Source organism: Kitasatospora sp. NPDC053057 (assembly GCF_044546945.1).
Taxonomy (GTDB): domain Bacteria; phylum Actinomycetota; class Actinomycetes; order Streptomycetales; family Streptomycetaceae; genus Kitasatospora.
On record NZ_JBITZP010000001.1, the window covers coordinates 134,492 to 153,836 of the forward strand.

Sequence of the window (19,345 nt, forward strand, 5' to 3'; positions counted from 1 at the left end):
CCACCGGGGTGGCCCGGTGGGCGCTCGCGGGCACGGAGCGGGAAGTCGGCCCGGTCGGCTTCTATCCGGGGAGGGCGCCCGGGTCGACGCCGGTCAGGTCGCGGCTGGTGTCCCACAGCCGGGCCGCGACGGCGGTGTCGGTGAGGTGGGTCCACACCGGTTCGCGGTGGGGCTCGCCGCGCAGGCCGAAGGCGCGCGGTCCCCACAGCTGGCCTCCGCGTACGGCCGGGTCGAGCACCGCTCGGACGGCGGGCCAGGCGCCGGCGTGCTTGCCCTGGACGAGGAGGGCCGCGGGTGCGGCGCTCAGGCGCGCGGTGGTCGTCCGTACGTGGATCGGCGGCCGGGAGGGGGTGAGGGAGTCCAGTGCGCCGCCGGGGTGGACCACCACGCTCGCCACCGTGCTGCCGGCCGCGCGCAGGCGGCGGTCGAGTTCGAGGCCGAAGTGCATCTGTGCCAGCTTGGAGCGTCCGTAGCTGCGCTTGGGCCGGTAGTCCCTGCGGGACTGCAGGTCGTCCAGGTCGAGGCGCTCGGACTTCGCCGCGAAGCTGCCCATGGTGATGACGCGGGCCGCCGGGGCAGCGGACAGCAGCGGCATCAGCCAGCGGGTGAGCGCGAAGTGCCCGAGGTGGTTCGTGCCGAACATGAGCTCGTGACCGTCCCCGGTCTCCTGGCGCGGCGGGTCATCGAGCGCGACACCCGCGTTGTGGACCACCGCGTCGAGGTGTTCCACCCCCAGTGAGTCCGCGACCGTTCGCATCGACGGGAGGTCGGCGAGGTCCATTCGTACGGCGCGCACCCGCGCACCGGGGACGCGTGCACGGATCGAAGCCGTGGCGTCCTCGGCCTTCGCGGGGTTCCGGCTGCCGAGCACGACGGTCGCTCCGGTTGCCGACAGCTGCTCCGCGACGAAGTACCGATGCCGGCGTTGCCGCCGGTGACCAGGAAGACGCTGCCGTCGGCACGCGGCAGCCGTCGGACATTCCAGGGCGGGGTGGAGGGTGCGGACGACATAACGGCGGGACTCCCTTGCTGGTGAAGGCGGCTGCGGCTGCCTGCCGGGCGGCTGCCTGCGGGGCTGCTGCCTGTGGGGCGGCTCGGAACCCACGGTTCCAGCGGCCACCTGCACGTCGCCCACAGATCACTGCCGGTCCTGTCGGACGGCCGACATGCCACTGACACGGCGGGAGGGCGAGCTCAGAACTCGGTGCCGCCGGAGGCGGCCGCTTCGCCCAGTGCGAGGAGTTTGCGGTCGGCCAGGGAGAAGGACCTTTACTGCACCTGTAGTTACTGCGGCTGTAGTTACTGCACCTGTAGTTACTACAGGTGCAGTCCCGCCATCTCCTCCGCCGACAGCGCCAGCCCGGCCGCCGCTGCCGAGTCGCGGATGGAGGCGGGCCGACGCGCGCCAGGGATCGGCAGGACGGCCGGGGACTGCGCCAGATGCCAGGCGAGGCAGATCTGCTGCGGACTGACGCCTCGGGCGTGGGCCAGGGCGTGGAACGGGGTGTCCGTCGCGGGCGCGCCACTGCCCGGCTCGTCGACGGCGCTGAGGGAGATGCCGCCGAGCGGGCTCCAGGGGAGGAAGGCGAGGCCGAGTTCGGTGCACAGGTCGAGGGTGTCGCGGGTGGCTGTGTGCGCCGGGGAGAAACGGTTCTGTACGGAGACCAGGCGCGGGCCGAGGACCTCCCGTGCGGTGCGGATCTGCGCGCAGTCCACGTTGGAGAGGCCGACCATCCGGATGGTGCCCGCGTCGGCCAGGTCGCGAAGCGCGCCGACGGATTCGGCGAACGGGACCGCCGGGTCGGGCTTGTGCAACTGGTACAGGCCGATCGTCCCGACGCCGAGCCGGGCGGCCGAGGCCTCGGCGGCGCGGCGCAGGTGGCGCGGGTCGCCGTCGACCGTCCAGCTGCCGTCGCCGGGGCGGCCCCGGCCGCCCTTGGTCGCCACCAGGACGCCGTCCGCGCCGCCTCCGTAAGCGGCCAACGCGCGGGCGATCAGGTGCTCGCTGTGGCCGACTTCGTCCGCGTGCCAGTGGTAGGAGTCGGCGGTGTCGATCAGCGTCACACCCGCGTCGAGGGCGGCGTGGACGGTGGCGATCGCCTGCTCCTCGTCGGGTCGGCCCTCGACGGACAGCGGCATCGCGCCGAGTCCGATGGCGCTGACGGTGCTGCCACCGATGATGCGGGTGAGGGCAGTTGCCTGGGCGGCGGTCATGCGTGGGCCTCCTTGACGGCCTGGGGCAGCCAGTCGGTGACGGCGGAGAAGCGAAAGCCCAGACGGGCCGACCTTCCGGTGTCCATCGCGTAGCAGCGGTCGAAGGAGAACGGTGAGGGCTGCTCGCCCGTTCCCGTGGTCAGCCGGGGCTCGGCGCCCGTCGCCCGGCCGATGGCGGCGCACAACTCCCGGACATCCATGGAGCCTTGGGAGGCGGCGTTGACCGGTCCGGTGAAGTCGGCCAGCGCGGCCCAGGCCAGGAAGCGGGCGATCTCCGCCTCGTGGACGAAGGACGCGCGCTGCGGTGCGGCGTGGACGGCCACCGGCAGGCCGCGTCCGATCAGCTCCACGTAGTGGGCCAGTCGTCCGGTGAAGTCGGCGCCGCCGAGGACGTGCGCCGTCCGGACGGTGACGAGGTCGAAGGGCGCCTGCCGGGTGAGCAGCGCCTCCGCCTGGCGCTTGCCCTCGGCGTAGTGGGCGGCGACGAAGTCCTGCTCGTTCCACGGGAGTTGCAGGTCCAACGGCTCGGCCGACAGGTCGAGAGCCGGTTCCGCGAGCGGTGGACCGCCGGGCCGTCCGAGGTGGGCGTATACCTCGACGGTGGAGGTGAGCACATAGCGCGGGGTGCGGCTGGCGAACACCCGGGCGGCGATGGCCGCCTGGACGGGGGTGTAGCAGACCTGGTCGACGACGGCGTCGAAGCGCCGGTCGGCGAGCGCGGACCGCAGTGCGGCCTCGTCGTCGCGGTCGGCGCGCAGGTGGGTCACACCGTGCGGGGCGGGGGTCGAGCCCCGGTTGACGACGGTCACCGCCGCGCCCGCGTCACGGAGTTCCTCGACCACCTGCCTGCCGAAGTAGCGGCTCCCGCCGATCACACACACGTCCACGCTTCCGATCCCTTCCCGTCGCTTCCGGTCGCTTCCGATGGGGTCAGCCTGCCGTGGACAGGCCATCAGCAGTAGTGTCGATGTGAGAAGACCATCATTAGGAGAACTGTTGATCGACGTCCAGCGACTGGCGGTGCTGCGGGAAGTCTCCCGCCGCGGCAGCTTCAACCAGGCGGCCCTGGCGCTGCACTGCACCCCCTCGGCCGTCTCCCAGCAGGTCGCCGCGCTGGAACGCGGCCTCGGCGCGCCCGTGGTCGAGCGCTCCACCCGGGGCGTCACGCTCACCGACGCGGGCCGGCTCCTGGTGGAGGCCGCCGACGCGATCGCCGCCGAACTCACCGACACCCAGCAGCGCATCGCCCGGCTGACCGCCGAACGGACCGCCCTGACCGTCGCCACCTTCGCCAGCGGCGGCCGACGCCTGCTGCCTGCAGCGCTCGCCGGCTTCGCCGCCGACCACCCGGAGGTGGAACTGACCATCCTGGAGGCGGAACCGGAGGAGAGCCTGCCCGCGGTCCGCGAGGGACGGGCCGACCTCGCCCTCGCCTATCACCTCGAAGGCCCGCCGCCCGTCCGACCCGGCGACCGCTCCGGGCTGGACTGGACGGAGCTCTGCGAGGACCCGCTGCGGGTCGTGCTGCCGCGCCACCACCCCGCCGCCGCCCGCTACCGGGCCCGGCCCGAGGCGCCCCACCTGGCCGAACTCGCCGACCAGCGCTGGATCCTGGGCTGCCGCAAGTCCGCCGGCCAGCTCGCCCGCTACGCCGACCTGGCCGGCGTCGACCTGCGGATCTCGTGCACGGCGACGGACTACGAATTCGCCCAGTCGTTGGTCCGCGCGGGCATCGGCATCGCGCTGATCCCCGAGATCGGTCTGGCCCGGCACCCGGAACTGGTCGCCCTCCCACTGGCCGAACCCAGCCCACGCCGCTACCTCGGGCTGGCCCTCGCCCGCCGCCGACGCGGACGGGCCGCGCGGCTGGCGGAGGAACTGGCCTCCCGGCTGACCGGGGGAGCGGGAGGGGAAGGGGAGGCCGCGCCGGGCGCCGGCACGTCACCGGCCCGGACGGTACTCGCGGCCGACGCGTGACACGCGCCGCCCCCGGCCGAGGCGGGGGTGGTCGTTCGAAGCGGAGGCGTGGCAACGGAGGCGTGAAACGCGGACCACCGTGGCTCGATTGGCTGTTGATGGATCCACCCGCAGGGCCGATGGTGGGTACTTCGGGTACGTGGTACGTCAACAGGAGTGGCACATGGGCATATTCGGGCGGAAGAAGAAGCAGTCCTCGCCCGCCGGGCTCGACATCGGCGGCGGGACGCGCCTGCACATCGAGGCCTCGCCGCAGGAGATCAAGCGGATGGTCAAGGACCCCCGCGCCCGCGCCGAGGCCGGGGACGTCGAGGCGATGGCCGGTCTGGGGCGGATGCTCGAGTACCAGGGCAAGGTCGAGGAGGCCAAGCTGTGGCACGGGCAGGCCGCCGCCGCCGGGGACTTGGACTCGGCCGCCTGGCTCGCCGACCGGCTGCTCAAGGAGGGGCAGACCAAGACGGGCCTCGACTACCTGCGCCTCGCCGCCCGTGGCGGACACCTCTCGGCCACCTTCAACCTCGGTGCCATCCTGCTGAGTCAGGACCAGAACAGCGAGGAGGGCGCCCGCTGGATGCTGCGCGCCGCCGAGGCGGGCCACCAGAAGGCGATCGACTACCTCGGCGTCGACATGGCGAAGGTCCGGGCCACCCGGGAGGACGTCGCCCGGGACGTCGCCAAGGCCGAGCAGGGCGACGCCGAGGCCGCGCACCGGGCGGCGACGGTGTTGCTGGACTTCGGTGAGGGCGAGCAGGCCGAGCGCCTGCTGGAGATCGCCGCGAACGGCGGGATCGCTGACGCCGCCTGGGAGTTGGCGCTGCGGGTGCACGACCGCGGCGACACCCCGCGCGCCCTGGAACTGCTGGAGCAGGCCGGCCGCAACGGGCGCCCCGGGGGTGCCAAGCTCGCCGGGCTCTGGCTGTACACCGAAGGCGAACCTGCGGCCGCGGTGCCGCTGCTGCGCCGGGCGGTCGCGGAGGGGGACGAGCTGCTCACGGCGGTGCTCGGCGCCGCACTCAGCGCCGCGGGCGACCTGGACGGTGCGGAGGCGGTGCTGCGCCCGGCGGCGGAGGCGGGCGACTGGCAGGCGCAGTACAACCTGTTGGCCGTCCTCCAGCAGCAGGCGGCCCGCACGGGCGGTGACCGGCAGACCGAGGAGATGTGGAGCCTGCTCTCACGGGCCACGGTCGGTCTGCACGCACAGGCCCAGGAACGGCTGGACGCCGGAGAGCCGCAGCGGGCCGTCGACCTGCTGCTGGTCGGCGCCCGGGCCGGCGACCCGGCGGCGCAACGGTCCTTGGGGGAGCTGCTGTTGTCCATCGACCCGAAGGACCCGGAGGGGCGCGAGTGGCTGCGGCGCTCGGGCGGCCGGCGCTGACTGCGGGCGGCGAATGGGCAGATCGGGGGTGAAGGCGGCGTCCATGGTGGTCACCATGGACGCCGTATTCACCCTGGCCTGGCAGCATGCCGCCGGTCAGGTGTTCCCCGAGGGCTTGCCGATGGCTGCCGCCGAACTGCTCGCGGTCGCCGAGGACCCGCGCCTCTGGTCCCGGCGGTGATGAACGGCGGCCGTGAGGGCCTTTGAGTCGCGAGGGCCTTGAGTCGTGGGACCGCTAGGCCGCGAGGCCCAACGACCGGACCAGCTGGGCGAGTTCGGAGCGAAACAGCTTGTCCGGCGCGGAGGTCTGGGCGCGCAGGTGGCCGTAGATCTCCAGCGCGACCAGGCCGTGCAGGTGGCCCCAGATCCGCAGGGCCAGGGCGACGCCGGCCGGGGGCAGTTCGGGGAAGGCCGGGCGGACCTTGTCGAGCAGGCCCGGATCGAAGTCGTCCCAGCCGAAGTCGCTGTCCCTGCAGGCGGGTTCGGTGCTGCTCCAGGCGGCGTCCGCGAGGGCGGCGATGCCGACGCAGACCCGCCGGGCGGCGTCCGGGGCGGGGCCGTCCTCGGGGGCGCGGTAGCCGGGGACGGGGTCGCCGTAGATCAGCCGGAAGCCTTCGGGGTTGGCGAGTGCCCAGCCGCGGAAGGCGTGCGCCCAGGCCGTGATCCGTCCGGCCGGGGCCACCCGACTCGACGGGCCCGACGCGCCCGACGCGCCCGAAGCGGCCCAGGCGGCGTCGACGGCGTCGGCGAGTGCGGTGTACACGTCCGCGATGAGGGCGGTGACCAGGTCGTCGCGGGTCGCGAAGTAGCCGTAGATGGCGTTGGCGGTCATGCCCATCTCGCGGGCGATCGCCCGCAGGGTGATCGCGTCCGGGCCGCCGGAGCGCATCAGGTCCAGGGCGGTGCGCTTGATCTCGGCGGTCGTCTCGGCCCGCAGCCGCTCGCGTCGTCCGGTGCTTCGGGTGGCTGCCACGGACTCACTCTACCGTGTCGCTCTACGGCGTCACGATGCTGATTGCCGTTCAGAAACTTCACGCCGTATAGTTTTCGCACGGCGTGAGGCAACATGCCTCCGTGCGGCCCATCCGCACGACCGCGCACCACGCATGAACAGGGGAGAACCATGCACATCGGCGTCATCGGAGCCACCGGCACCATCGGGAGCCGGGTCGTCACCGAGGCCCTCCAGCGCGGACACCGCGTCACGGCGTTCAGTCGCGACGTCTCCGCGATCACCGACCGGCGGGAGAACCTGACCTGGTCGGACATCGACGTCCTCGACGCCGCGAGCATCGCCGCCGCGCTGCCCGGCATGGACGTCCTGATCAGCGGCTTCCAGCCCGGGAACGCGGCGAAGGACTTCGAGGACACCGTCCGCCGCTCGATCGCGGACCCGACCGTCTACGCCACCGCCGCCCGGGCCCTGCTCAAGGCCCTGGAGAGCCACCCGCGCACCCGGCTGATCGTCATGGGCGGCGCCGGCAGCCTGGAGCTCGAACCGGGCGTCGTCCGCGCCGACCACGACGAGCTCATCCACGCCTCGCTGGACGAGCTCGGCCTCCCGCGCGAGTACGCGGCCGCCGTGCGCGGCCACCGGGAGGCGCTGAACGTCCTGCGCGCCTCCGATCGGCTGTGGACGTACTTCAGCCCCGCCGAGCGGATCGGCCCCGGTGAGCGCACCGGCCGCTTCCGGGTCGGCGGCGACCAGCCGGTGCTGGACGCCGACGGCGTGAGCCGGATCTCGGCGGAGGACGCCGCGGTCGCGCTGGTGGACGAGGCGGAGCTGCCGCGCTTCGTCCAGCGCCGGTTCACCGTCGGCTACTGAGGCCGGCCCGCGCCGTCGGAGCAGGAAGTCGGAGTAGGAAGTCGGCCCGGCCGACTTCCTGCTCCGTCCGGTTGTGGAACTCGAATCCGCTGGCCCGGCGCCCGCCCAGCCGCCAGACTTCCCGCCATGCATGCGATCGACGAACACATCGAGGCCATGGCGGCCCGACTCGCGCACGTACCGGGCGTGGTGGGCGTGATGCTCGGCGGTAGCCGGGCGCGCGGGGAACACCGGCCGGAGTCGGACTGGGACCTCGGCGTCTACTACCGCGGCGAGCCCGACCTCACCGCGCTGCGGGCGTTGGCCGGGCCGGACGTCGAGGTGGCCGGGCCGGGCGGCTGGGGGCCGTGGGTGAACGGCGGGGCGTGGCTGCGGGTCGACGGGGCCGCCGTGGACTGGATCCTGCGGGACCTCGACCGGGTCGAGCGGGTGTGGGCGGACTGCCGGGCCGGCCGGTACGAGGTCGGGGTGCAGGCAGGCCACCCGCTGGGGTTCTGGTCGCCGTGCTACGCCGGCGAGGTAGCGCTCGGCCGCGTACTCGCCGATCCCGCACGTGAGTTGGCCGCCCTCCAGGTGCAGACCGCTCGGTACCCCGAGCCGTTGCGGGCCGCCCTGATGGGTGCGGCGTGGGAGGCGGAGTTCCTGGTCGGCGGCGCGGCGAAGGGCGCGGCCCGGGGCGACACCCTGTACGTCGCGCTCTGCCTCTCCCGGGCGGTGGGCGTGCTGGTGCAGGCGCTGTACGCGCGCGACCGGCGCTGGTGCCTCAACGAGAAGGGCGCACTGGCGGCGGCCGACCAACTCACCGGCGTGCCAGCGGACTTCGGTGTGCGGGTGCGTCAACTGCTGGGCGCTGCCGGGGAGACGCCAGAGGCGCTGGCCGCGACCGTGGACCGGGCGCGGCAGTTGGTCGGAGAGGTCGTGGCCGTCCTGCGCGGATGACCGCACGCGCTTCCCGCCACTCTCAACGTATAGCGCACGGGGGCCCTTGCCGCAAGGCCCCGGTCATCCCGCAGAATCGTCAACTCCAGGGCGGGCCCTGGGGAAAACGGGAGGAATGACGACATGCGAGTGGTGCTGTCCACGTACGGGTCGCGCGGCGACGTCCAGCCGCTGGCGGGTCTCGCGGTGAAGCTGCGGGAACTCGGCGCGCAGGTGCGGCTGTGCGCGCCGCCGGACGAGGAGTTCACGCAGCGGCTGGCCGCCGTCGGCGTCGAGATGGTGCCCGTCGGGGACTCGGTGCGGGGGCTGGTCAGCGGGACGCCGCCGGCGCCGGGGGACTTCCCCCGGCGGGTGGCCGCGCTGGTCGCGAAGTTCCACGAGGCGGTCGCGGCGGCCGCCGAGCCCGGCGGCGTGGTGGTGGCCACCGGCATCTTCCCGGCCGTGGCCGGTGCCCAGGCGGCGGCCGAGGCGGTGGGCGCCCGCTTCGCGTACGTAGCCCTCCAGCCGACCATGCTGCCCTCCCCGCACCACCGGCCGTTCGAGTACCCGAGCCAGCCGTACCGGCCGGAGCTGACCGGCAACCGGGAGCTGTGGGAGGACGACGTCCGGACCATGAACGCGCTGTTCGGCGAGCAGGTCAACGCCCACCGGGCGTCGGTCGGCCTGCCGGCCGTGGACAACGTTCGCGACCACGTGTTCACCGACCGCCCCTGGCTGGCGACCGACCAGGTGCTCGGCCCCTGGCTGCAGCCCGCCGAGCGCGAGGTCGTGCAGACCGGCGCCTGGCTGCTGGCGGACGAGAGCCCGCTGCCCGCCGAGCTGTCGGCGTTCCTGGACGCGGGCGAGCCGCCGGTCTACGTGGGCTTCGGCAGCATGCCGCTGCGCGGCACGCCGGACGCCGCCCGCGTCGTGGTCGAGGCGGCCCGGGCGCACGGGCGGCGTGTCGTGCTCGCCCGGGGCTGGGCGGAACTGGCTCCGGCTGACGGCGGGGACGACTGCTTCGCCATCGGCGAGGTCAACCAGCAGGCGCTGTTCCCGCGGGTCGCCGCCGTCGTCCACCACGGCGGCGCGGGCACCACCACCACGGCCGCGCTGGTCGGCACCCCGCAGGTCGTGGTGCCGCAGATCGTGGACCAGCCGTACTGGGCCGGGCGCGTCGCCGAGTTGGGCATCGGCGTCGCCCACGAGGGGGCGGTTCCGACGGTCGAGTCGCTGTCCGCCGCCCTCGGGCAGGCCCTGGCGCCGGAGGTCGGCGCGCGTGCGGCGGCCGTCGCGGGCGAGATCCGCACCGACGGCGCGGAGCTGGCGGCGAAGCTGCTGCTGGGCTGACACGCGGACTCCCGGTAGCCCGGTAGCCCGGCGCAGCCGACTTCCCACTCCTCGTCCTGCGTACCGCACCACCGGCCGAACTACTGGGTCAGGAACTGCCCCCCGGAGTCCGGGATCTTGCGGCCGATCCTGTCGAAGTACTCCCAGAGCTTGGCCGTCTTGCCCTCCGGCCGGGCCACCACCGCCTGGCGCACCGGCGAGTCGGCCACGCCGACGATCGGCGGCTCGGTGACCGTGCCGTCCGTCCAGGTCACCTTCACCCGGCCGATGTCGGGGCCCAGGGTCAGACCGACGATCTCTCCCGGGGCCACGGTGTCGCCCTTGCCCCGGGCGCCCAGGAGGCCGCCGCCGATGTACGTCCCGTCACGGGGGTCGAGCTTGCCCGGCGCAGGGCTGGTGCCCACGGTGTCGTGTCCCAGGCGCACCCCGTCCACCGTGAAGTAGGTGTCGATGACATCGGAGCCGGGATCGTAGTACTGGTCGACGAATTCCTTCGTCGGCTTGGAGACCGCCGGGTCGTACGGACTGCGCTCCTGCCAGACCGCCAGCGCCTGGTCGTACGCGCGCTCCCTCGGCGCCGTCGGCCACAGCGCCTGCCACGCCTTCCACACCTTGCCGTCGGGCGTGGTGCCCAGCCCGATCATCACCCGGACCGGGGTGAACGGGTCCCGTACGGGTGGGACGGCGGTCGTGGTCGCCGCGGTCGTCGGCGGGCCGCCGGTGCCGGAGCCTTGACCGATGCCGGCCGGGACCAGTGAGTGGGAGGCGGCCGGCTCCGGGCGCAGCTCGGTGACCGCCCCGCCCGCCAGCACCACCACCGAGGCCAGCGCCAGCGCGCCGACCACCGTCCGGCGACGGCGCCGGATCCGCCGGCCGCCCGCCAGGATGTCCGCCACCGGCGCCGGGCCGATCCGCGCCGTCGACGCCGCCTCGGCCAGGCCCAGCCCGACCCACAGGCCGGCGCCCTCGTCCGTGTTCATGCTCATACCGCCCCTCCGATCTCGGTCCTGTCCTTCAGCTCCACCAGCTCCGACACCTGCCGCAACCGCCCGATGCCCTTCGCCGCGTGGCTGCGCACCGCGCCCACCGAGCACCCCATCGCCGTCGCCGTCTGGCTGTCGCTCAGGTCCTCCCAGTGCCGCAGCACCACCGCCTCGCGCTGGCGCGGCGGCAGGGTGGCGAGCGCGGCCAGCAGCGCCCCGCGCTGGTCCGAACGGGCGAAGCCGTCCTCCGACCCGGCCGCGTCCGGCACCGCGTCCACCAGCAGCTCCGGTGGCCGGCGGCGCCAACGGCGGGCGTGCTGGTTCACCAGGATCCGCCGCACGTAGGCGTACGGATCGTCCGCCCGGCGCACCTTCGACCAGGCCGCGCAGGCCTTCTCCGCCGCCGACTGCACCAGGTCCTCCGCCGCGTACTGCTCCCCGGCCAGCAGGAACGCCGTCCGCACCAGCCGGGGCCAAGCCGCGACGATGAACGTCTGGAACTCCTCGTCCCGAGTGTTCTTCGCTTCTCCCATGAGCACCTCCTCACCCACCCAGAGCCCGGACGGGGCCGGAAGCGCTTACTCCCCCGTCTACTTCCGGTCGAAGAGGTCCAGACCGCGGAGGTACCAGTCGTGCACCGTCCCGTGCGCGTCCCGCATCCGCCCGGCTGGCCGGAACCCCGCCCGGCGAGCCACCGCGGCCGAGGCGGCGTTCTCCGGCTCCACCCGGATCACCGCCTCCCGCGCACCCACCCGGGCCGCGTACCCGGAGGCCAGCAGGACGGCACGGGTGGCCAGACCCCGGCCGCGCCAGGACGGGTAGAGGCCGTAGGCGACGTTCACCTGGCCGGGGGCGAGGTCGCTGTGCTCGAACCGCAGGTCGACCGTCCCCGCCAGTACGCCGTTCTCGCCTTCCACCGCTTCTACGCCCTCCACGTCCTCCTCGCCCGCCGCGCCCGCCCGGATGCCGAAGGCGCGCAGCTGACCGGTCGTCTCCCACTGCTCGCCACAGTGCCGGAAGTACGCCGCGACGCCCTCCGGGGTGCTCGGGCTACCACTCAGCCACCGCACCAGCGCCTCGTCCTCCCCGGCCAGATGGGCCGCTGCGTCCTCCGGGCGCAGCGGGGACAGCGTGATCACTCCGTCGGACAGCTCCAGTTCGCGCATCCGCACATTCTTGGCGCGCGGCCGTCGGCCACGCCATCGGATTCCCGCACCGAAGTGCCTCGCGCTCGACCGGTCCTGCTGGCTACCATCCGCCGAATGATCCTCTCCCATGACGATTCAGGAACCGGACCTGCTGTTCTCCTGCTGCACTCCTCGGTGTGCGACCGGCGGATGTGGGACCCCCAGTGGCAGGCCCTCCTCGACGCCGGTCACCGCGTCGTCCGCTGCGACTTCCGCGGCTTCGGCGACACCCCGCTCCCCGACGGGCCCTACGGCGCCGCAGCCGACGTGCTCGCCCTCCTCGACCACCTCGGCATCGAGACCACCGCCCTGATCGGCGCCTCGTACGGCGGCCGCATCGCCCTCACCGCAGCCGCCCTGCGCCCCCACGCGGTCACCGCACTCGCCCTCCTCGGCGCGGGCCGCCCCGGCCATGAACCCACCCAAACCCTGCTCGCCTTCGGCGCTCAGGAGAACGAACTGCTGGAGGCGGGCGACGTCGAGGCCGCCGTCGAACTCAACGTCCGCACCTGGCTGGGCCCGGAGGCCGACGAGCAGACCCGCGACCTCGTCCGCCGGATGCAGCGCCACAACTTCGACGTACAGCTGGAGGCGACCGGCGGGCCGGAGAAGGAGGAAGTCGACCTCACCCGAATCACCGCCCCCACCCTCGCCATCTCCGGCGCCCACGACCTCCCGGACTTCCGCCACATCGCCGCCGAACTCCCCACCATCCTCCCCAACGCCCGCCATCTCGAACTCCCCTGGGCCGGCCACCTCCCCAACCTGGAACGCCCGTCCGAGGTCACCACCCTCCTCACGGCCTTCCTCCAAGAGTCGTCGAAGCAGCGGGGCTAGGAGCAGGAAGTCGGCGTGGTCGACTTCCTGCTCCGGGCTGGCGGGTCGCTGGACGGTGGTGATCGCGCTGCTGAGCGCGTGTCTCGGCGACGGGGTGGTTGGCGTTTGGCGGGTGGAGTAGGAAGTCGATGGGGCTGACCTCCTGCTCCAGGTGGGCCGGTGGTGATGCTGCTTCTGGGTCCGGGGGTGGGTGGAGAGCAGGCTGATCACCGGCGTCTCGATGGGGCTGTTCAGCCGGAGGGGTGTCGGTTGGGCTCATTGCTCCGGCCCGTGACGAGAACTGGCGACAGATCAGCTCACTTCCTCCGCCGGTACGTGTGCCGCGTAGAGGCGTCCGAGGAGGTGGTTGAGTTGGGTGCGTTCGGTGCCGGTCAGGGTGTGGAGGAAGCGGTCCTGTTCCGTGGTTGCCGCGGTGGCGAGGATTGTGGCGAGGGTGCTGCCGGCGGGGGTGAGGGTGATGACGCGGCGGCGGCGGTCGGTGTTGTGGGGGCGGCGTTCGACGAGTCCACGCTCCCGACCCGGGCGACTATCGGGCAGGCGATGAAAAGGCCGGACTCGAACGTGTGTTGGGCGCCATGATGGATGGGTGCACTTCACTTCGGAGACCAGCGCGGACGGCGTCTCGGAACGCCGCTTCATCCATGACGGCGTGCCCGGTGTGCTCTGGCACCCGGCCGGATCGGCTCTCGGGGGACGGCCGTTGGTGCTCTTGGGGCACGGCGGCGGGCAGCACAAGCTGGGGCCGCGGGACCGGGCCAGGGGGTGCGTGGCGCGGTACGGGTGGGCGGCGGTGGCGATCGACGCGCCTGGGCACGGTGAGCGGGAGCGCACCGCGCAGGACGAGCGATTCGCCACCGAGATCGGGGAGTTGCTGGCGGCCCGGCGGCCGATCAGCGCCTGGGTGGCGCGGCACACGGCGGCGCTCGCGGAGCGGGCCGTGCCCGAGTGGCGGGCGGTGCTGGACGCACTGGAGGGCCTGGACGGCCTGGGCGGGAGGGGCGGGACGGGCGGGGGCCTCGGGCCGGTCGGGTACTGGGGGTTGTCGCTGGGGACGGTGATCGGCATCCCGCTCACGGCGGTCGAACCCCGCATCGAGGCCGCCGTGTTCGGGCTGGCGGGCCACGCCTCGCTGGTGGAGCCCGCCGGGCGGGTGGCCGTGCCGGTGGAGTTCGTCCTGCAGTGGGACGACGAACTCCAGCCGCGCGAGGCCGCGTTGGCGCTGTACGGCGCGCTGGGCTCGCGGCAGAAGACGCTGCACGCCAACCCCGGGGGCCACCTGGCGGTGCCCGACTTCGAGTTCGCCGCCTCGGAGCGCTTCCTGCTCGGGCACCTCGACCGGAAGGCTCCCGGGACCGGAGCCGGGACGGCCCCCGACGCGGGCCCCGAAGCGGCCTGACCACCTCGTGGGGCCCGCCGCCGCACTCGGGCGCGATCACACCCCGAAGCAGTCACACTTCCGCCACATCGACCCCGCGCCTCACGGCATCCCCACAGCCTTCCCGCAGCTTTGCGTGTCCGTATTGCCGGGATGACTGGAATTTGTCGCAGATTATTTGGCATGACCATATTCCGGCGCTTGTCTGCGGCGAGTAAAACTTCGCAAAGAATTGCCCTCTTCAACCACTTGGCCACGCCAAGCATTCAACAGAATGTTGCAGCTCAGTGGCCCAGTCGTGACCCTCGGTCGATTTGACGTAACGCCAAGTGTTCATCCCGCTCGGGAATCCGCAGGAGTACGGTTCCCCACGAATCGCCGAACGGGCTCCCGAGCAATCTCCCGAGCCCCTCGGCCGTACCGGGGAATTGGTGCGCCGTATGGGCCGTATGGGTCAACAGAAGGGTGGGGAAGGGGCCCCGGAAGGGGCTTCCGCCGTCGCCCGTCCGATATCCGTCAAGTTAGTCGTCGAAGTCCTGCGCGGCGTCGCCCAGGTCGATTTCATGCCGTCCGCCGTCACGACCGCCGCGCCCGGATTCCGGAGGTTGTGGCACGGGGGCCCCGGCCCGGCCGCACTGCCCGTACCGGCCGCCGGCGGGACCGGGCTGGGAACAGCTCTGGCGCGGGTTCTTCGCGAACATCGGCCAGATCTTCTTCATGCCCCAGTGGTACGTCGGCCTGCTGTTCCTGGCCGGACTGTTCGCGGCCGGCCGGCTCGCCGGGCTGATGGCCTGTGTCGGCAGTGCCACCGGACTGCTCACCGCCTGGGCGTTCGGCGCGCCGGCCGAGGCCGTCGGGCAGGGGCTGCTCGGCTACAGCGGCGTGCTGGTGGCGCTGGCGCTGTGCGGGGTGTTCGTCGCGCCCGACGGCTGGAGCGCGGCCTACGCCGTGCTCGGTGCGGCCGCCGCGACCGTGCTGACCCCGGCGCTCGGCGCGATCACCGCGCCGTTCGGCGGCCACGCCTTCACATGGCCGTTCGTCCTGACCACCATGCTGTTCCTGGCGGCGGTACCGGTGATTCCCCGGCTGCGCCGGGTCTGATCCCACAGGCGCCCGAACCCGGTATTCCGCTACCCAACTGCCTTGCATTTCATCGGACTTGCATTCCGTCGGTTTCTCGGAAAGGAGGAGTGGTTCCCGTGAATCTCTCCCCGCGTGAGATGGACAAGCTCTACATCTACGTCGTGGCCGATCTGGCCCGCAAACGCCGCGACCGCGGCGTCAAGCTCAACTACAGCGAGGCCTGCGCGCTGATCAGCGAGGCCATCATGGAGGGCGCCCGGGACGGCCGCACCGTCGCCGAGTGCATGGAGATCGGCAAGCAGGTCGTCAGCAACGCGGACGTCATGCCCGGCGTGCGCGAGATGCTGCCGCTGCTCCAGGTCGAGGCCGCGTTCCTGGACGGCACCAAGCTGGTCTCCTGCCACGACCCGGTGGGTGCCTGAGCGATGACCGCACCTCAGCCTGCGGTGGTCGTCCTGGCCGGCGGGCACGAGAGCGTCGGCGGCCGCGACCTGGCCGCCCTGGTCGATCGCGGTCCGGCCGGGCAAGGGCCCGCCGGGCGCGGGCCGGTCGTGCACGCCGCAGCGCCCGCCGGCCGACCGCTCACCGAAGCCGTCCGCTCGGCCCTGGCGGCCGGCGACGGACCGGTGTGCGTCGTGCCGATGACCCTCGGACGGGACCCGAAGCTGATCGCCGACACCGCCCGCGCCCTGCGCTGGCTCGCCGCCGACGAGGGCCGCGGACGGCTCGCGCTCACCGCGCCCTTCGGCGCGGCCGAGCACCTGATCGGCTGGCTGCGCGCCGCCGCGGCCTCGGCCGGCAGCGGGGACGCCGTCCTCGTCACCGCCCCGGCGGCCGGCCCCTTCGAGGACGCCGAACTGTTCCGGATCGCCCGCCTGGTCCGCCAGTACGGGCGGCACCGCCTGGTCGAGGTGGCCTTCGCGGGCGGCGACCCCGGCCCGGCCGAGGGCGCCGAACGCTGCCGCCTGCTCGGCGCGGACCGGATCACGGCCGTCCCGGCCTCCTTCGGGCCGGCCCTGCCCGCCGACCTGAAGGAAGCCGACCAGCGCGACAGTGGCGTACGGGACGGCGGCCCGCTGCTGCGGCCGTCCGCGATCGCCGGCGTGGTCGCGGCCCGCACGGCGGCGGCGCTGCACCTGCTTGGCCACGGCGAGGACGGCATCCTGGCCGGCCTCGACGCCGAGCACGGCCACGGCTACGCCCACAGCCACGGCCCGGGCGCGGACCACCACAGCCACCCCCGCAGCAGCCACTCCCACCCCCACCCCCACCCCCGCCTCCACGCCCCCGCACACACCCCCCACTGAACCGGCAGAGAGGAAGGCCAGCCATGTCTGGTGGCGCCGCATACCTGTACGGCGACGACCCGGTGGAGATCAACGCCGGCCGAGCCAAGGCCACGATCACGGTCAGCAACACGGGCGACCGGGCGATCCAGGTCGGTTCCCACTACCACTTCTTCGAGGCCAACCGGGCCCTCGACTTCGACCGCAACGCCGCCTTCGGCAAGCACCTCGACATCCCGGCCGGCACCGCCGTCCGCTTCGAGCCCGGCGACACCAAGGACGTCACGCTCGCCGAGTTCGGCGGGCACCGCCGCCTGGTCGGCTTCAGCAACCTCGTGGACGGCGGCGTCACCGCGCGCGACACCCGCGCCCGCGCCATCGACCGGGCGATCGCCCTCGGCTTCAAGGGCACCAACCTCGACCACAAGGACGACGAGCCCCGCGCGGGCTTCCGGAACGAAGGCGACCGCTGATGGCCATCCTGTCCCGCAAGCAGTACACCGACCTCTTCGGCCCCACCGTCGGCGACCGCTTCCACCTCGCCGACACCAACCTCGTGGTCGAGGTCGAGCAGGACTTCAACCAGGGCCACTACGGTGACGAGGCCGTCTACGGCGGCGGCAAGGGCATCCGCGACGGCATGGCCCAGGACCCGGCCGCCACCGCCGTCCAGGGTGCGCTCGACCTGGTCATCACCAACGTCGTCGTGATGGACCCGGTGCTCGGCGTCGTCAAGGGCGACATCGGCGTCAAGGACGGCTTCATCGCCGCCGTCGGCAAGGCCGGCAACCCGCACACCCAGAGCGGGGTGCACCCGAAGCTGGTGATCGGCCCCGGCACCGAGGTGATCTCCGGCGAACACCTGATCGCCACCGCCGGCGGCATCGACACCCACATCCACTTCATCGCCCCGCAGCAGGCGCAGGAGGCGCTGAGCAACGGCATCACCACCCTGATCGGCGGGGGCACCGGCCCGTCCGACGGCACGAACGGCACCACCTGTACGCCCGGGCCCTGGAACATCGGCCGGATGTACCAGGCGGTCGAGGACCTCCCGGTCAACGTCGGCCTGCTCGGCAAGGGCAACGGCTCGCTGCCGGGCGCGCTGCGCGAGCAGGTCGAGGCGGGCGTGTGCGGCCTCAAGGTGCACGAGGACTGGGGCAGCACCCCGGCCGCGATCGACAGCGCGCTCGGCGTCGCCGACGAGTACGACGTGCAGGTGGCCATCCACACCGACACCCTCAACGAGTCCGGCTTCTTCGAGGACACCCTGTCCGCGATCGACGGCCGCACCATCCACACCTTCCACACCGAGGGCGCGGGCGGCGGCCACGCCCCCGACATCATGCGGATCGCCGGCGAGCCCAACGTGCTGCCGTCCTCCACCAACCCGACCCTGCCCTACACCGTCAACTCGGTGGACGAACTGCTGGACATGGTGATGGTCTGCCACCACCTCAGCCACGACATCCCCGAGGACGTCTCCTTCGCCGACTCCCGGGTGCGCGCCGAGACCATCGCCGCCGAGACGGTCCTGCACGACGAGGGGGTCATCTCGATCTTCTCCTCCGACTCCCAGGCCATGGGCCGGATCGGGGAATCCTTCACCCGTGCCTTCCAGACCGCCCACCATTGCAAGGAGCAGCGCGGCAAGCTGGCCGGCGACAGCGAGCGCAACGACAACTTCCGCGTGCTGCGCTACCTCGCCAAGCTCACCATCAACCCGGCGATCGCCTCCGGGACCGCCGAGTACATCGGCTCGCTGGAGGCCGGCAAGCTGGCCGACATCGTGCTCTGGCCGATCAACTCCTTCGGCGCCAAGCCCAAGATGGTCATCAAGGGCGGCATCATCAACTGGGCCCTGATGGGCGACCCGAACGCGTCGCTGCCCACCCCGCAGCCGGTCTACTACCGCCCGATGTACGGCGCGTTCGGGCGGGCCAAGCAGGCCACCCGGATCAGCTTCATGTCCCAGGCCGCCGTCGACCTCGGCGTGCCCTCCCAACTAGGGCTGGACAGCAGGGTGTTGCCGGTGCGGCGCTGCCGCTCCATCGGCAAGCAGCACATGCTGCGCAACGACGCCCTGCCGAAGATCGCGGTCGACCCGGAGACGTACAAGGTCACCCTGGACGGCGAGCCGGCCACCATCGAGCCGGCCCGCGAACTGCCGCTCAACCACCTGTTCTACCTCGCATGAGCGGCCTCCCGGGTGGCGCTGGCGGTGAGGGTGGCGGTGACGGGCTGGACGCCCTGCTGGTCAGCCTCCAGCTGACCGACTCGGCCTTCCCCAGCGGCTTCTACACCCTCTCGCACGGCCTGGAGGGCTACGCCCAGGCGAAGGCCGTCACCCCCGACACCATGCCCGAGCTGCTCGCCGACCTGCTGCGGCACAGCGTCGGACCGTCCGACGCGACGGGCCTGGCGCTGGCCCACCGGGCCGCGTCGGAGGGCGACTGGGAGCTGCTGGCCGACATCGACCAGCGGCTGCACGCCACCAAGCTCAACCGCGAGCTGAGGCTCGCCGCCACCCGCACCGGGCGCCAACTCCTGGACATCGCCCGGGAGTCGGTGGGCGGCGAGCCGCTGGAGCGGTACGCGGAACTGGTGGCCGACAAGCGCGCCCCCGGCTGCCAGGCGGTGGCCGCCGGGGTCGCGTACGCCTCGGCCGCCGTGCCGGTCGAACAGGCCGTCGCCGGCGACCTGTTCGCCTTCTGCACCAGCTTCGTCGGCGCCGCGCTGCGGCTGCGGCTGACCGACCACCGCAAGGCGCAGGTGGTGCTGCGGGCCGCCGCCCCGGTGATCCGGGAGGTGGTGGCGGCCGCGCTGGTGCGGGAGTCGGCCGACCTCGGCGGCTGCGTACCGGTCGCGGACGCGATGTCCGGGCGGCACGAGCGGGCCGAGGCCCGGCTGTTCGCGAGCTGAACACACCTACGAT

21 protein-coding genes and 1 pseudogene are annotated in these 19,345 nt (G+C 73.1%); 14 read left to right on the forward strand and 8 right to left on the reverse strand.

Annotation, left to right across the window (positions count from 1 at the left end; all coding sequences use genetic code 11):
* Positions 1-61 precede the first annotated feature (61 nt).
* The 3 genes and pseudogenes from ACIG5E_RS00585 to ACIG5E_RS00595 form a co-directional block, all read right to left on the reverse strand.
* Positions 62-1,011: pseudogene (locus ACIG5E_RS00585) on the reverse strand (SDR family NAD(P)-dependent oxidoreductase).
* Between the two features lie 306 nt (positions 1,012-1,317).
* Positions 1,318-2,214 (reverse strand): aldo/keto reductase, encoded by an 897-nt coding sequence (locus tag ACIG5E_RS00590; protein ID WP_396530568.1) that lies wholly within the window; start codon positions 2,212-2,214, stop codon positions 1,318-1,320.
* Complete coding sequence (locus ACIG5E_RS00595; RefSeq protein ID WP_396530570.1) at positions 2,211-3,101, reverse strand: NAD-dependent epimerase/dehydratase family protein; 891 nt, start codon at positions 3,099-3,101, stop codon at positions 2,211-2,213. The genes ACIG5E_RS00590 and ACIG5E_RS00595 overlap by 4 nt, the downstream gene beginning before the upstream one ends.
* 109 nt (positions 3,102-3,210) lie before the next feature.
* Here ACIG5E_RS00595 and ACIG5E_RS00600 point away from each other — a divergent pair, with 109 nt between their 5' ends.
* The 3 genes from ACIG5E_RS00600 (at position 3,211) to ACIG5E_RS00610 (ending at position 5,747) form a co-directional block, all read left to right on the forward strand.
* The gene (locus ACIG5E_RS00600) at positions 3,211-4,191 is read left to right on the forward strand and encodes a LysR family transcriptional regulator (protein ID WP_396530571.1); all 981 of its coding nucleotides are present in this window, start codon (positions 3,211-3,213) and stop codon (positions 4,189-4,191) included.
* 163 nt (positions 4,192-4,354) lie between these two features.
* On the forward strand, positions 4,355-5,566 hold the full coding sequence (locus ACIG5E_RS00605; RefSeq protein WP_396530573.1) for a tetratricopeptide repeat protein: 1,212 nt from the start codon (positions 4,355-4,357) through the stop codon (positions 5,564-5,566).
* A 55-nt stretch (positions 5,567-5,621) separates the two neighbouring features.
* Positions 5,622-5,747, forward strand: a complete 126-nt coding sequence (locus ACIG5E_RS00610) for a hypothetical protein (RefSeq protein WP_396530574.1) — start codon at positions 5,622-5,624, stop codon at positions 5,745-5,747.
* A gap of 54 nt (positions 5,748-5,801) precedes the next feature.
* On the opposite strand, the gene ACIG5E_RS00615 is transcribed toward ACIG5E_RS00610, so the two are convergent.
* Complete coding sequence (locus tag ACIG5E_RS00615) at positions 5,802-6,539, reverse strand: TetR/AcrR family transcriptional regulator (protein ID WP_396530575.1); 738 nt, start codon at positions 6,537-6,539, stop codon at positions 5,802-5,804.
* A gap of 150 nt (positions 6,540-6,689) precedes the next feature.
* On the opposite strand from ACIG5E_RS00615, the gene ACIG5E_RS00620 reads away from it, so the two are divergent.
* The 3 genes from ACIG5E_RS00620 to ACIG5E_RS00630 all read left to right on the forward strand — a co-directional run bounded on the left by ACIG5E_RS00620 (position 6,690) and on the right by ACIG5E_RS00630 (position 9,659).
* On the forward strand, positions 6,690-7,391 hold the full coding sequence (locus tag ACIG5E_RS00620) for an NAD(P)-dependent oxidoreductase (RefSeq protein ID WP_396530576.1): 702 nt from the start codon (positions 6,690-6,692) through the stop codon (positions 7,389-7,391).
* A 126-nt stretch (positions 7,392-7,517) separates the two neighbouring features.
* Complete coding sequence (locus ACIG5E_RS00625; RefSeq protein WP_396530577.1) at positions 7,518-8,330, forward strand: nucleotidyltransferase domain-containing protein; 813 nt, start codon at positions 7,518-7,520, stop codon at positions 8,328-8,330.
* Between the two features lie 123 nt (positions 8,331-8,453).
* The gene (locus ACIG5E_RS00630; protein WP_396530578.1) at positions 8,454-9,659 is read left to right on the forward strand and encodes a glycosyltransferase; all 1,206 of its coding nucleotides are present in this window, start codon (positions 8,454-8,456) and stop codon (positions 9,657-9,659) included.
* A gap of 80 nt (positions 9,660-9,739) precedes the next feature.
* Here ACIG5E_RS00630 and ACIG5E_RS00635 read toward each other — a convergent pair whose 3' ends face one another.
* The 3 genes from ACIG5E_RS00635 to ACIG5E_RS00645 are packed head-to-tail and all read right to left on the reverse strand — an operon-like array spanning position 9,740 to position 11,808.
* On the reverse strand, positions 9,740-10,645 hold the full coding sequence (locus ACIG5E_RS00635) for a hypothetical protein (RefSeq protein WP_396530579.1): 906 nt from the start codon (positions 10,643-10,645) through the stop codon (positions 9,740-9,742).
* Entirely contained in the window at positions 10,642-11,175 is a 534-nt protein-coding gene (locus ACIG5E_RS00640) for a SigE family RNA polymerase sigma factor (protein ID WP_396530580.1), read from the reverse strand. The genes ACIG5E_RS00635 and ACIG5E_RS00640 overlap by 4 nt, the downstream gene beginning before the upstream one ends.
* Before the next feature lie 57 nt (positions 11,176-11,232).
* Entirely contained in the window at positions 11,233-11,808 is a 576-nt protein-coding gene (locus ACIG5E_RS00645; protein ID WP_396530582.1) for a GNAT family N-acetyltransferase, read from the reverse strand.
* A 96-nt stretch (positions 11,809-11,904) separates the two neighbouring features.
* Between ACIG5E_RS00645 and ACIG5E_RS00650 the strand changes: the two genes are divergently transcribed.
* Together ACIG5E_RS00650 and ACIG5E_RS00655 are read left to right on the forward strand one after the other, a co-directional pair.
* Entirely contained in the window at positions 11,905-12,666 is a 762-nt protein-coding gene (locus tag ACIG5E_RS00650) for an alpha/beta fold hydrolase (protein WP_396530583.1), read from the forward strand.
* A 586-nt stretch (positions 12,667-13,252) separates the two neighbouring features.
* Positions 13,253-14,062, forward strand: a complete 810-nt coding sequence (locus ACIG5E_RS00655; RefSeq protein ID WP_396530584.1) for an alpha/beta hydrolase — start codon at positions 13,253-13,255, stop codon at positions 14,060-14,062.
* 500 nt (positions 14,063-14,562) lie between these two features.
* Here the strand turns inward: ACIG5E_RS00655 and ACIG5E_RS00660 are convergent, their stop codons facing one another.
* A complete protein-coding gene (locus tag ACIG5E_RS00660) occupies positions 14,563-14,760 on the reverse strand; it encodes a hypothetical protein (protein WP_396530585.1) in 198 nt (65 codons plus the stop codon).
* On the opposite strand from ACIG5E_RS00660, the gene ACIG5E_RS00665 reads away from it, so the two are divergent.
* From ACIG5E_RS00665 to ACIG5E_RS00690, 6 genes are all read left to right on the forward strand, one after another.
* On the forward strand, positions 14,759-15,142 hold the full coding sequence (locus ACIG5E_RS00665; RefSeq protein WP_396530586.1) for an urea transporter: 384 nt from the start codon (positions 14,759-14,761) through the stop codon (positions 15,140-15,142). The two genes, ACIG5E_RS00660 and ACIG5E_RS00665, sit on opposite strands and share 2 nt — an antisense overlap.
* 98 nt (positions 15,143-15,240) lie before the next feature.
* A complete protein-coding gene (locus tag ACIG5E_RS00670; protein WP_033349169.1) occupies positions 15,241-15,546 on the forward strand; it encodes an urease subunit gamma in 306 nt (101 codons plus the stop codon).
* 3 nt (positions 15,547-15,549) lie between these two features.
* Entirely contained in the window at positions 15,550-16,431 is an 882-nt protein-coding gene (locus ACIG5E_RS00675) for a sirohydrochlorin chelatase (RefSeq protein ID WP_396530588.1), read from the forward strand.
* 23 nt (positions 16,432-16,454) lie between these two features.
* On the forward strand, positions 16,455-16,883 hold the full coding sequence (locus tag ACIG5E_RS00680; RefSeq protein ID WP_396530589.1) for an urease subunit beta: 429 nt from the start codon (positions 16,455-16,457) through the stop codon (positions 16,881-16,883).
* Complete coding sequence (gene ureC, locus ACIG5E_RS00685; protein WP_396530590.1) at positions 16,883-18,607, forward strand: urease subunit alpha; 1,725 nt, start codon at positions 16,883-16,885, stop codon at positions 18,605-18,607. The genes ACIG5E_RS00680 and ureC overlap by 1 nt, the downstream gene beginning before the upstream one ends.
* Entirely contained in the window at positions 18,604-19,332 is a 729-nt protein-coding gene (locus ACIG5E_RS00690; RefSeq protein WP_396530591.1) for an urease accessory protein UreF, read from the forward strand. Before ureC ends, ACIG5E_RS00690 begins: the two co-directional genes overlap by 4 nt.
* The last annotated feature ends 13 nt before the right edge of the window (positions 19,333-19,345 follow it).